This is a genomic window from Flavobacterium xizangense (genome assembly GCF_054075145.1).
On sequence record NZ_JBSIPG010000269.1, the window covers coordinates 1 to 244 of the forward strand.

Genomic DNA, 244 nt, shown 5'->3' on the forward strand with positions numbered 1-244 from the left:
CATGAAATCAATGGCAGCCATTGCATCCGATTCATCAGCTTGTTCCCCATAAGGTAACCGCACTGCGATAAATTGATAATTTTCATCGCCAGTTTCAGCCCGCATTTCTTGCATGGCTTTTTCAGCAAGTGCGCCCACTAAAGTTGAATCTTGGCCGCCTGAAATGCCTAAGACATAGGTTTTTAAAAATGTATTTTTCTTTAGATAAGCCTTCATAAAATCAACCGAGCGGCGGATCTCTTTG

General features: G+C 42.2%; 1 pseudogene. It reads right to left on the reverse strand.

The window, feature by feature from the left end:
• Window positions 1–244, reverse strand: a pseudogene (locus ACWA1B_RS23390) (hypothetical protein); the annotation flags it as partial.